The sequence below is a fragment of the Pedobacter sp. AW31-3R genome, assembly GCF_052180285.1.
GTDB lineage: Bacteria > Bacteroidota > Bacteroidia > Sphingobacteriales > Sphingobacteriaceae > Pedobacter.
Window position 1 is genome coordinate 4,008,243 of the sequence record NZ_CP197475.1, and the last position, 13,777, is coordinate 4,022,019.

The 13,777-nt window shown below is 42.7% G+C and carries 7 protein-coding genes; 3 read left to right on the plus strand and 4 right to left on the minus strand.

Translation table 11 applies throughout. From position 1 onward, the window contains the following. Positions 1–36: 36 nt before the first annotated feature. Positions 37–153 (plus strand): JAB domain-containing protein, encoded by a 117-nt coding sequence (locus ACSBL2_RS16495; RefSeq protein ID WP_442592241.1) that lies wholly within the window; start codon positions 37–39, stop codon positions 151–153. Positions 154–959: 806 nt separating this feature from the next. On the opposite strand, the gene ACSBL2_RS16500 is transcribed toward ACSBL2_RS16495, so the two are convergent. From ACSBL2_RS16500 to ACSBL2_RS16515, 4 genes are all read right to left on the minus strand, one after another. Continuing rightward, a complete protein-coding gene (locus tag ACSBL2_RS16500; protein ID WP_442587645.1) occupies positions 960–1,880 on the minus strand; it encodes a helix-turn-helix domain-containing protein in 921 nt (306 codons plus the stop codon). Between the two features lie 105 nt (positions 1,881–1,985). Beyond that, positions 1,986–2,753, minus strand: coding sequence for an SDR family NAD(P)-dependent oxidoreductase (locus ACSBL2_RS16505; RefSeq protein ID WP_442587646.1), 768 nt, complete (start codon positions 2,751–2,753; stop codon positions 1,986–1,988). 477 nt (positions 2,754–3,230) lie between these two features. Then, complete coding sequence (locus ACSBL2_RS16510) at positions 3,231–4,259, minus strand: GntR family transcriptional regulator (protein WP_442587647.1); 1,029 nt, start codon at positions 4,257–4,259, stop codon at positions 3,231–3,233. A gap of 182 nt (positions 4,260–4,441) precedes the next feature. Then, positions 4,442–8,173, minus strand: a complete 3,732-nt coding sequence (locus ACSBL2_RS16515; protein ID WP_442587648.1) for a hybrid sensor histidine kinase/response regulator transcription factor — start codon at positions 8,171–8,173, stop codon at positions 4,442–4,444. Positions 8,174–8,514: 341 nt separating this feature from the next. Between ACSBL2_RS16515 and ACSBL2_RS16520 the strand changes: the two genes are divergently transcribed. Both ACSBL2_RS16520 and ACSBL2_RS16525 read left to right on the plus strand, forming a co-directional pair. Beyond that, positions 8,515–11,727, plus strand: a complete 3,213-nt coding sequence (locus tag ACSBL2_RS16520; RefSeq protein ID WP_442587649.1) for a SusC/RagA family TonB-linked outer membrane protein — start codon at positions 8,515–8,517, stop codon at positions 11,725–11,727. A 17-nt stretch (positions 11,728–11,744) separates the two neighbouring features. Continuing rightward, a complete protein-coding gene (locus tag ACSBL2_RS16525; RefSeq protein ID WP_442587650.1) occupies positions 11,745–13,745 on the plus strand; it encodes a RagB/SusD family nutrient uptake outer membrane protein in 2,001 nt (666 codons plus the stop codon). Positions 13,746–13,777: the final 32 nt, after the last annotated feature.

The window sequence follows — 13,777 nt, forward strand, 5'->3', positions numbered from 1 at the left end:
CACCCCACAGGAGAACTGAAACCCAGTGTTGAAGATATTGCAATGACAAGAAAATTGAAAGCTGCAGGAAAATTACTGGATATTGAAATTCTTGATCATCTGATTATTAGTGAAGACCAATATTTCAGTTTTACCGATAAAGGAATATTATAATTGCCTATTTGATGATTTTTCATCCAGTCATTAGATAGTTGATCCATATTCATCATACTTGCCAGCCCCAAATTAGCCCCCCTGCCGTTACAGGAAATGTCCTACACTAGTATTCGTTTGTCAAAGGAAAACGCTATTCCTGCGGTAAACCATCAACGAACCTTAATGTATTTGCATATAGGCAAACGTATCTTTTAGGAAAAACAAGAGGGAAAGGAACGCGCGAATTATAGAAAATACCTGCCCCGATTTATAGCAAAGAAACTAGCTCCCTGAATTTTGGAGCAGCTTTTCAGTAAGGCAAATTCCATTCACCCACCTGCTCATCTTGCCATAAGACCCCAATTTCTTAAGTAAACACAGTATAACCAAAGTCGTACACTAATCGTAATCAAACAATGGTCAAACAAAAATGAAAGTATAGTGAAGCTATGTTTAGCTAGTGGATAACAAGGAGCTGACAGGTAGTTGACAAGGGCTAAGACCCTGTCAGCACCTTGCCAGCTCCTTGTCAACACCTTGTCAGCACCTTGTCAACTATAGTAACACCATTGGTTCACAACGGCTTAGACATGGCTTCATGACGACCAAATCCATACCTTGAAACGCTCATGGTAGCATTTAAAAACAGCTCTAAACCAATTGTGAATGAACAGTTTGAATGGGAAGCAGATTAAAAGATTATTGGCAGCCCTTTCCTGATGAAAAGACATTACACAAGAATTTCTAAAAAAGGCCATTTTAATGCAGTATGGCAAGCCAGGCGACATTCAATTTTACAACCCACAGGTTGAAATCCATGTACACTAATCCACTGCTTCCAACCTGAATGAACTAGGGCTGAATGATGTTTGTTTCTTAAAGAAGTTTGAAAATTGAGCAGCGTCATCGAATCCCAATACATACGCAATTTCCTGAACGTTCCAGTCCGTATGTTTAAGCATGATTTTTGCCTCCTGGCAGATCCTATGGTTGATAATTTGTTTAGTCGTAGTACCTGTAGCCTCTTTCAATACTTTGTTGAGATGATTGACATGTACCGCCAAACGATCTGCATAATCTTTTGCTGAACGCAGCATCAGTCTTTGATGAATAGAATCAAGTGGAAATTGTCTTTCCAGCAATTCCACAAATAATGAAGAAATCCGTTCCGATGCATTTTGTGTTTGGCTGATTGCTAAAATGGGCTGGAGTTTCTGCCCATAGTGTATCAACTCCATCACCAGGGTTCTTAACAAGTCATATTTAAACTTATAGTCAGACTCCATTTCTTTATGCATTTTGCGGAATATATATTCTATTTCCGTTACCTCTTCATCTGAAAGCTCAAAAACGGGAGTATAGCGTGGTTGAAAAACCGGCAGTTCATCTAACAGAACGCCACTTTTAGCCGACCAGAAAAAATCTGCCGTAAAAATGCAAAACATTCCAGTTTGGTCACTATTCTCAGGCACCCAGTTATATGGAATCCTGGGAGTGGCAAATAGCAATGCATTACCCTTCACATCAATCACCTTGTCTGCATACTCGACCCTGCTTGTGCCCCGAAGCCAGCTGATCTTATAATAAGCACGGCGACTATAGGGCATCACCCGTGTATGATCTGATTTATTGAAAAGTTTTTCAGTTTCAAATATGTTGAAATGGCCTATTTCGCGTGCAATACGATCCGGAAGCGCAACGCTGTTTCTTTTGTAAAAATCTTCGAGGGAAGTATGATTGATCATAATTGTATCACATGCAAAGATAAATGATAGACGCTGACAATGTAAAAATAAGCAATTTTGAACAAAGCGGACAGCAATTGCCCTCCGCCTTTATTGATGGAAGGTCTATAGCTGCATTCCTCCGGAGATTTCAATACGCTGACCATTAACCCAACGTGCGTCTTCGCTACACAAAAAAGCGACTACGCCGCCAATATCTTCTGCTACACCAGGTCTGCCCAGTGCGGTTACGGAACTTACCATTTTCTGGGAATCTTCGCTGTTCTTCAGGTGTGCATTTCCAAAATCGGTCATGATTGCACCCGGGGCAATCGTATTAGCCCTGATGCCTCTGGAACCAAATTCTTTTGCCACATAACGGGTGAAAACCTCAATGGCTCCTTTCATTGCGGCATAAGCCGATGACCGGGGAAAGGTAACACGGGTAAGTCCACTGGATACATTAATGATTCCCCCACCATCATTCAAGACTGGTATCAATTCCTGTGTTAAGAAGTAAACACCCTTAAAATGAATATTATACAATTCATCAAAAAAATCTTCTGTGACCTCACCTATCAGTTGGTAACCACCAATGCCCGCATTATTGACCAGGAAATCGAAATGATCAGTGTCAAAGACGGTGGTCAGCATTTCTGTTAGGCGTTCCCTGAAGGAGCTGAAGCCCTTGATATCCCCTACATTTAATGGTAAGGCGGCGGCCTTTCTACCCTGTTGTTTAACCAGCTCTACAACCTTTAACGCCTCTTCGGCATTACTGTTGTAAGTAATAATGACATCTAATCCTCTTTCAGTAATTCGTAAGGCCATATCCCTACCTAATCCGCGGCTACCACCTGTGATAACAGCAATTTTGTTTTGTATTGTTGACATATATTTTTCTAATTATTCAGTACAATACAAATGTAAGCGTTCTGTAAGACAGGCGATTTGAGATATTCAATCCAATAGTTGATAAATTCAATCATAGATGAATACGCATGCGGTATTCATTACCCTATTTTTAAGAAATGCTGGATCCAGATGGATAAGCGGAGTGGTTTCTATGAAGAGTTTCCAAAATCCTTTACCGCAGTATATTTCCTTCCACCACTGCAGGTAGATAAACGAACTGCAAATTATACAAATCAGATGAATGCCTATATCTTCAAAAAGAAAAGGGACAATCCATCCGGAATCCTCCCATTTTCTAACCAAATATAAACACACCAATATTTAATCTCATTCGTATAAGCCCTGTCACCATATTTTCATACCGCCGCCAGAACTTTAAAGCATTTACAAATTAATCCACTTATCTTAAAATACCATCCTGCACTGTCATGCCTCCAATTTATAGGGAATGTCTCTTTATAGGGAATGCCTCGGCGTGAAATAAAAAGGAACCTTAATCGCCTCTTTCCGGTCATCCAAGATCATGACCGCACTCTCCTGCCCCAGCTTCACAAAGTCTGTCGATACAGTGGTGATTCCATCAAACATAATCCTCTTCATTGGGGTGTCATTATAGGAAATCACCCCTACATCTTTTCCAACGCTTAGGTTTGCCTGGAGGATCTTCTCCACCAGCACCACAAAATCATCTTCCATCAATGCAATATAGACCTCCCCTTTTCTGACTACTGACTTTTCAATATGGCTGATCATGGTAAACTCAAAACCGTATTCCTTACAAAAGCGGCTGAAGCCCCACAGAATTTCACGGGGGAAATAACCGTTTGCCGGAAAAACAATATTCAGTCTGCTATACTTTTTTAACAAGCCCAAAGCATTTTTAAGGGCACCATACAGATCTTTTTCAAAATCCTGACAAACTGAAGCACAAGCCTGATCCATACCTGGAATTAACCTGTCCATGATCAGCAGCTTTTCCCGGGGAATCATTTTCAGGACTTTCAGAAACTGATGTTCATCGGAATTGAAATGCGGAATAAGTACAAAATGACTGTATTCATTTCTTTTGGCCAAGATCATTGCTTCGAGCGTATCGATATCATTGTTGTAGATAAACAAATCTGTTGAGCCTTTTTTTCCAATTGCCTTGACGAAAGCATTGTATATAATATTCTTTTGAACGCTAAGTGTATTGAACAATAAACAGATCTTCAATTCACGGCTACATGTGTTGTTCACCACAAAATAGCCCTTTCCGGGAATGGATTTAATGATCCCCTGTGCCCTGAGATTCCGGTAGCCTTTTTCTGCAGTATCCCTTGAAATCTCCAGCATAAAGCTGAGTTCATTAATTGAGGGCAGCACTTCATTCCCGTCAATTTTTCCTAGTTTAATCGCATTTAATATTCCATCCGCCAACTGTTGATATTTCGGTGAAGACGATTTTTTATTGATCGTTAGTCCACCCAAAAGATTACCATGCATGTTCATAATGTTTAATTTGGTAGAGGCTAAAATATCTCCTTTAGGAAGAAAAAAATCGGCAAAACGTGTCAATAAATCGGCTTTTCGATACATACCAGGGAGACACAAAAGAACGCAACAAACTACTAAACAGTAGATTAACGTAATTACATAAAAAAAACAATGCAAAATAACCTTCAGCCTTAACTGTCCTGCTCTTTTCCCTGCTGACTAAATTTTTTCGGGGTTACACCAAATTGCTTTTGGAAGTTGCGTGCAAAGCTGGTCGCATCTGCATAACCAACAAGATAGGCAATCTCCGAAATTTGCTGCCCCCCTGCCCGTAATAACCCGGCTGCATGATGGAGACGGATAGCCGTAATAAATTCGTGGACGGACTGGTCGGTGAGCGCTTTGATTTTTCTGTACAGCTGCGTCCTGCTCAGGTTAAGGTTTTCAGCAAGCCACTCTACTCCTAAAGAAGAATCCAGGAGATGTCCTGTGATCAATCCGGTGGCTTTAGCGATAAATGCCTGATCAAGCGGATGCTCAGCAAGAGTCCTAACCTGCTCATCCGAATGATTAAATAATTGACGTAATTTTTTTCTGCCATTGATCAGGTTGGCTATACGTGGACGAAGCGTATTGGTGTTGAAGGGTTTTACGATATAGTCATCTGCTCCTAGTTCATATCCCTCTGCCCTGTACTCATCCGACTGCCGGGCAGTGAGCAGGATAATAGGAATATGGCTGGTTCTTTCATCGCCTTTAAGCTTCTGGCAAAGCTCCAGTCCACTGACCCCAGGCATCATCACATCACTGATGATCAAATCAGGTATCTCAGCCGTAGCCAGCTGAAAGCCTTCCTGCCCATTTTCTGCTTCAAGGATTGTATAAGTCTCGCAAAGGCTGATCTTGAGGTATTGCCTGATATCAGGATTGTCCTCCACAATCAACAGGCTTAACCTGTCGGTATTCTCCGTTGTAGGCAACTCGGCATTGGCCGTTTTGACCGGCACCAACGTTTTGTCTTTTGCTGCCTGAAGAGGAACCAAAGGGATATCACCAGACAAGTCAATCAGACTGATAGCAAAACAGGTTTCCTGGCCAGGAATACTGGACACGTCTATTTTACCCTGTAGTAAATGGATGAGTTCACGGGTAAGGGATAATCCAATCCCACTTCCCAATGCATTGGGACGTTTTGACGGAGCCTGATAAAAAGGCTCAAATATTCTTTCCAGATACTCAGGAGCAATCCCCTCCCCATCGTCTGTTACTGACAAGACCACCCGATAGGGATCTGTGTCCTGAATTTCCAGCGAAACCGTAATATGGCCTCCATTGGCAGTGAATTTAAAAGCATTGGACAGCAGGTTGTAAAGCGCTTTCCCCATAATGTCAGGATCAAACCCGAATAATAGTGATGGCACTTTTGTATGGAACTCCAGTTTGATGGAACACTCTTCAGCCCTGATCTGGAAAGCGGCAACAATATGCTGAATAAATAGCACAAAGTCCTCCCTAACAGGTCTCGCATGGAGAAAACCCGATTCTATTTTACGAAAATCAAGCAGCTGGTTTGTGAGTCCCAGCAGCCGTTCGGTATTCCGGTACATGACCTCATAATAGTAGGGTTGATCCACAGCAGACACTTTTCCCTCCATCAGCTTTCTCAGGGGATCCAGAATTAAGGTCAATGGGGTACGAAACTCATGGGAGACATTGGTGAAAAATCCCGATTTCATTTCATTCATTTCCATTGCCCTTTCATTCTTGAGCCTTTCCATCAGCAGCATCTTCTGCTGGGCAGCCCTGAAACTCAACAAACGATACGTTAGATAGCCCATCAGTAGCAGTATGATCAGGTATCCGGCATAAGCATACCAGGTTCGCCACCATGGCGGAAGGATGGTCACCAGAAGGGTTTTTGGATCTTTGCTCCACAAACCATCTCCACTTGAGCCCAACACCTTAAACGTATAGTTTCCATCAGGAAGGTTGACATAGGTCGCGGTTCGCTTAGTGGCATCCGTACTGATCCATTCTTTATCAATACCCTCCAGCATATATTTATACTCATTCCGCTGTGGACTGGAGTAGTGAAGGGCTGCGAATTCTATACTGAAACTGCGGTCCTGATGACTCAGGGTAATTTCTTTCGTCAGGTTTAATGCGGTAGGGAGAATTACCCTTCCATCAATTTTCTCTCCGACACCGATGGTATGGTTGAGAACCTGCAGCTCTGTAATTGCCATCACCGGCGGATAAGGATTATCGCTGATTTTTTCAGGCGAAAAAGTGACACTCCCTTTAATTCCACCGAAGAACAATTCCCCACTCTCAGGGTCTCTGAAACCTGCACCTTCAATGAACTCCCCTCCACTCAGCCCATCCCTGATGACATAGTTTCTTATCGTCCCCGTGTTGATATTAATTCTGGAGATGCCCTTCTTGGTACTCATCCAAATGCTCCCTTTTCCGTCTGCCAAAAGTTTGCTGATGTACTGATCATTTATCCGCAGCCCTTTCCTGATCACCTGTACCGCTCCTGTTTTTGGATCCAATTTACACAGCCCATTAGCCGTTCCTGCCCATATATTCCCTTTTTCGTCTGCCGCGATGGTATAGATCCTGTCATCCGGTATTTTTTTTCCCTTCACCTGTGTATTGTACCTTTCAATTGACCCAAACTGGGCGGAACCTTTCCGCCTGTTGAGTTTGATCAGTCCGGAATACTCCGTTCCTATCCACAGATTGGAGGAAGAATCAAAGAACAGACATATCGGATTGGTATTTTTTGTGAATGCTTCCTGAACAGGAACACCAAACTTTTTATTTTCCGTATCGAAACGCAATAATCCATTGTTCGTACCAAACCAGATGGAATGATCAACAGGATCTTCGGCAATAGCCAGAAACCTTGTTTCTTTAGGCAGGGTAGTTTCTTCTGAAGAATAACTCAGCATCTTTCCCGAAGAGGGAAAATATTCCTCAAGTCCATTCCTGTACCCTACCCATATGCTTCCGTTACCGGCCCGCAATAGCGACCTTACACTTAGTTTCTGGGGATCCCCGCTGAGTTGAAGATGATGCCCACTGACCCGATCCACACCGATCAGCCCCTGGTCCTGACTTCCCATCCAGATCATCTGCCGATCCGCCAGGATAGCCCTTACTTCAGCATTAGATACCTTGTTGTTATTGGGTAAGGAGATATTACGGAATCCTGTGCCCCTGAGGTCGCCTTTATTGACTCCGCCGGATACGGTACCGACCCATAACAAATTATTGTTGTCAAGATATACACTATTTACATTCCTGTCATCCAGATTTGAATCTCCTGCTCCCTGTTTCTGGAAAACAATACTCTCCGCTGTGATCGACACCGCAAAAGGCCCTATCCATTTTTTCAGTTGGGCAGAGAGTTTTCCGATATCCTCCATGTTCTTTAACCGGTTACAGGAATCTACCAGTGCTTTCGGCAGCTCGTTAAGTTTGAATTTCGTAAAATCGTCGGTTTTGTAATTGTACCGGCAGATATAGTTGGCAAAGGTGGTCACCCATAATGTTCCCTCCTTATCCTTGTAGATATGATGTATTCTGTTAAATGGAAGCGATCGATCATCCCCTTCTATGGAGGTGTAGGTTCTGAACTTATATCCATCATAACGGCACAGTCCATTATAGGTGCCGAACCACATAAACCCATATTTGTCCTTTACGATGCTCAATACCGTGTTCTGTGCCAGTCCGTCACGCACGGTGAGCTGGTCAAAACTCACCTGCTGAGCCGATGAGCGCAGCCCTGCCCATACAATCATAAAAATCAGCAAAAATCTCCTTCGTTCCGGTCGCATTACATTTGGTGAATAAGCAGCTGAAAAATACGAATTATTGGAGGCAAACACACCAAAACCTTCCACATAATACATAATTAATTTTCAAATCAGGATAGCACAGGACGGGAAACCAAAACAAAACCTCTAATCTCGTATAAGCAATTAACCAAATATATCTGTCAGATCCGAAAAAATGGGGTCTTCCTGTAAATTTAAATTTTTAATTAAATGGATTTTCTGTTTGTCATTCACCTCCAAATCATGCCTATGGTTTAATCAATCGCTAAAGGAACAAACGCATTCAAAGATATTCTTAACAATCGCCGGGTATCAGACCAGTGGCAGGGATTAACGCATTGGCAAAAATCTTAAACACTGCCTGGCTATTCTAAACCACTAACTAACCAAATATTTCCAATTAACAATTCAAGATTATGTATCTAAAACTACATTCAAAGTTACTTCATCGACGAAATGTATGTTACGGCAAAAAACTCCTGATCACAGGTCTTTCAGCACTTTCATTCACATTGACAGACAGCCCGGCTATGGCCGCAGCTTTCAGGCCCGAAAATATCAATCCGCTCAGCAGCAAAGAAAACAGGAAGCCGGATGCTATCGTCAAGGGAACCATCACGGATGACCAGGGTGAAACACTGGTAGGTGTAATCGTAAAGGTAAAAAATACAAAACTCGCTGTGCAGACCGATGTCAACGGGGCATACTCAGTCACCATCCCAACGGGAACTGAAAATCCGGTATTGGTGGTTTCCTATTTGGGTTATGCTACCCAGGAAGTTCCCATAAACGGTCGCTCTACCATTAATATCCGGCTCCAAAGTTCAATCAGAGACCTGGATGAGGTGGTGGTGGTTGGCTATAACCTGGTGAAGAAAAGTGATGTTACGGGTGCTGTGGTCAGTGTCGGATCGGAAGAAATCAGGTCAAGGCCGGTTACAAATGCTTTACAGGCCATTCAGGGGAAAGCTGCAGGTGTCGATATTACCTCAAATGAACGTCCCGGGGTCATGGGAAGCATTTTAATCAGGGGGGTACGCTCTTTAACCGCCAGCAATTCTCCATTGTACGTGGTAGACGGAATTCCTTTTGCTGCCGGTGGTATTGAAGCCATCAATCCAAACGATATAGAATCAATTGATATCCTCAAGGATGCCTCAGCGACTGCCATATATGGCTCCCGGGGAGCCAATGGAGTGGTTTTGGTGACGACTAAAAAAGGTAAAACAGGCAAACTGACGCTGGATTATGTGGGTACAGCCACCATCGAGCATTTGAATGACCGGGCCGAAATGATGAATTCGGCACAATATGTAGAATTCAGACGGGATGCCTTCAGGGCACTTCCTGCAACTGATAACAGAAAATATCCGGATGTTCCTACCCTTGCTGCAGATCAGAAAATATTCGCAGGCGATCAGTATGTACTGGATAACCTGGCTTTAGGCTGGCAAAATGGAACTTACGACGGAAGTCTGATCCCGACAACCGACTGGGGCGATCTGGTTACCAGAACCGGAGTTACCCATGACCATGTATTGAGCGTTAGCGGTGGTACAGATAAAATTAAAGCTTATGGATCATTCGGTTACCTGAACCAGCAGGGAACACAGCTGGGACAGGATTTTGAGCGGTATAGCGGGAAGTTGAGCATTGAAATCAATCCCGTAAAGTGGTTTAAAATGGGCGCAAACCTGACAGCTACCTATAGCCTGCAAAATTATGGTTTCCAAAGTGCCAGTGCCTCCGGAGCAGGAAACATCTATTTTGCTGCCCGCGGAATGCTTCCTTTGGCTGTCCCATTCGATTCCGATGGCAACAGGATTAATTTACCGGGAGGAGATATCAATATTCAGAATCCTGTTCTCGAAGCCGATTACAATATCAATCTCCGTAAAACACTGAGAACAATAGGGTCAGTTTTCGCAGAAGTTAGTCTGTTGAAAGATCTAAAGTACCGGATCAATTTCGGGCCTGATTTCTCCCATTTCTACAATGGAAGATATCAGGATGCCAAATCCGTGAATCGTGATGCAGGGGTGGTAGGATCCGTGAATAACTATGCACAGTTAAATGAAAGCAATAAATTCGCCTATACACTTGATCATTTGCTCTACTATGATAAGACCATCAATAAACACAATTTCGGGTTAACTCTGTTACAAAGTTCCTCTTCCTACAGAGAGGAATCTTCATCCATGACAGGTAGTAAGATATCCTTGCCCAATGCGCTTTGGTATGGTTTAAATACCACCAACCTTACGGCTTTAGATGCTTTTGATACCAACTTAAGGACGTCTACATTATTGTCCTATATGGCCAGGATCAATTACAGTTTTAACAGTAAATACCTGTTAACAGCTTCTTCCCGCTGGGATGGCGCTTCACAATTGGCGAAAGGAAATAAATGGGACTTTTTTCCCTCTGCAGCACTGGCATGGCGGCTGGAACAAGAGGATTTCATGAAAGATATTAGCTGGGTAAACCAACTCAAATTGAGGTTCGGAGTTGGTAGTACCGGAAACTCTTCTGTAGATATTGGCAGTACCCTTGGTCTTTCCCAACCGCTGACCTATACATTCGGCAGTGTCGCGCAAACGGGCTATGTGTCTTCAGATGCCTCCCTGAAAGATCCCATTTCTTTGCCCAACAAGGTATTAAGCTGGGAAAAAACACTGCAATACAATTTAGGGATTGACTTTGATTTATTCAAGGGAAGAGTTAACGGCTCGCTGGATGTGTATAAATCTAAAACCAATGATCTGATTTTACTCAAAAACATTTCTTCGATTAATGGTTACACGACATCATTTGACAATGTCGGTTCCACAAAAAATAAAGGTATCGACCTGACCTTAAACACAGTGAATGTCAAAACAAAAAACTTTAGCTGGGAATCGACACTGAACTTCTCTATCAGTAAAGATGAAATTATCAAACTTGATAATGGTGACATGATCAATAACCTCTTTTTTATCGGAGAGCGGAATGGTGTGGCATATGATTATGTGAATGATGGCATCTGGCAAGACACCCCTGAGGATAAGATTGAAATGGATAAGTTTAACGCAAATATTGCCAGTCAGGCCAGTTGGTTTAAGCCGGGAAGTATCAGGGTTAAAGATTTGAATAACGATTATAAAATTGACGCCAACAATGACCGTCAGATTTTAGGACATAACAATCCCAGCTGGACCGCAGGCTTAACCAATACATTCCTCTATAAAAATTTCGACTTGTCTATATTCATCGTATCACGTTACAATTACCTGATCAGAATCGGAGCCGAAGCTTTACAAGGCCGTTTTGCACAGCGTGTGGTAGATTACTGGACCCCAACAAATCCAACAAATGACTATCCGGCACCAAATTATGCAAGTGCTGCAGGTGATACTTACATCAGTTCAAAGAACTATCAGGATGCTTCTTTTATCAAAATAAGAAATATATCATTAGGTTATAATCTGGATGCCAACCTGGCAAAAAAACTAACCTTGTCCAGATTGAGAGTCTATGCACAATGTATTAACCCCGGCTTAATCTACTCGAAGATCAAATGGATTGACCCCGACCTGGGCGGATCTACTTTTAACCGCGGTTTCGTTTTTGGAGTTAACGCAAGCTTCTAACCAAATAGACAATGATTATGAAAAAGACTATAAATTTACTGTCAGTAGTGGCGCTCATCGGCGGACTAATGATTTTACCTACTTCCTGCAAAAAGAGTTTTTTGGATGAGGAAGTGATCAATTCCCATAACACTTCAGATTTCCAAAGAACAGATGGACTGGATGGCCTGGTGATCGGCATGTACCAGAGTTTGAAATTTCACTTTAATTATACCTGGGCATATACCACAACCAACTACGGTGTTGATGAATTTACTGTTGGTGGAGACCGGACAGAACAAATGTTTAATTCTTACGATGGCAACTTCAATTCGTTCTCTGCTGATATTACCGCAGTATGGGACAATATGTATGGAAATATCAATTCTGCCAATATTGTGATCAAAAACGTACCTGTGTATTATGAAGGGGCAAATAAAAACACCCGCTTGGGGGAAGGTTATTTTATGCGCGCTTTTGATTATTTTAAACTGGTCAAACAGTTTGGTGGTGTTCCCATCAAACTTGAGCCTTCGGAAACCATTCAGGAAGAATTTTCAAGAAATTCTGCCAGGGAAGTGTATGAGCAGGTTATTCAGGATTTTATAAAAGCTTATGAATTGCTTCCGGCGACAGCGGGTGAAACAGGAAGAATCACAAAATGGGCAGCCGCACATTTTCTGGCCAAAGCGTATTTGTTCCGCGCAAGTGAATTCAATAATGACTGGAATAGTGATACCAGAACTGCAGATTTACAGCATGCAGTAGAATATGGAGATCTGGTGATCAATAGTGGCGGTTATTCCCTTGCCACCAATTTCAGTGATCTTTGGAATTTTACTACAGTAGATGGAGCAAATGAGACCAATAAAGAGATCATTTTAGCTGCGCAGTTTTCGAATAATACCACCACACAAGGTCGTTATGGAAATCAGGTACACCTGTATTATCCCTCGGTTTACCAAAATCTTCCCGGTATGCAACGCGACCTTGCCGGCGGCCGTGAGTTTCAGCGTTTAAGGTCAACAGATTATGCCATTGATGTGTTTGACCGTGTTAATGATTCAAGATTCTGGAAAAGCTTTAAGACCCGCTATGTATGTAACAATCCAAATAGTGCGCCAAAATGGACAGCTGCCAATGCCCCTTCACCGGCACTTGTCGGACAGTCGAAATTTACCGGCGGCGAGGAGTCGATCTTGTATATTGTGAATGATGCGAATGATACCCGTTATACCGCAGCAGATCCTGCCGCTACAACGGCATTACCGACAGATATCGGCCGCCGTAAGCCCAACATGTACGTAAGATACTTTTCCGGACAGCCCCAAAGTTATTTAAATGCACATGGTAACTATGGGGTAAGTCAGTTCGTGGCCCTCTCAAAATTTATGGATGGATCCCGAAACCTGGTAGCCTCACAGTTTGGTCAGCGTGATGGTATCCTGGCACGTTTGGCCGAAACGTATTTGATTGTTGCAGAAGCATACGGAAGAATGAATCAGTTTTCACAGGCTATCCCCTATCTCAATAAGGTAAGAGACCGTGCCGCATACAAAGACGGTGAAAACCGGGAAGCTTATGTTGACGGCGGTATTTCTTATAAGACCAACCCGGCAACAAATGCTACTGCTTTATCTTCCTATTCTGACAAGAATACGTATTTCGAGTCAAATAATATGGAGGTGACTACTACCAATACTTTAACCTCGATGCATTTGAATAGTGAAGCCGATATCTTCAACTCCGGTAAAGAATTTTATGATCAAATCGGAGCCGGATCTCAGAATGATAAGTTTCTGGCCTTTATTTTAAATGAACGTTCCAGGGAATTGATGGGCGAACTGATGAGATGGGAAGATCTGGCACGTACCAAAACATTGGTAGCCCGCACAGCCGCGTTTAACATTGAAGCCAAACCGGTGGAAAGTAAACATTATTTACGTCCTGTTCCTCAAACATTTCTGGATGTGATTAAAAGTGGCGGAGCTGCATTGACCCCGGCTCAAAAACAGGCCATGCAAAATCCTGGTTGGTAATTTTTCAACGCCCAACAGAAAGAGGCTGTATC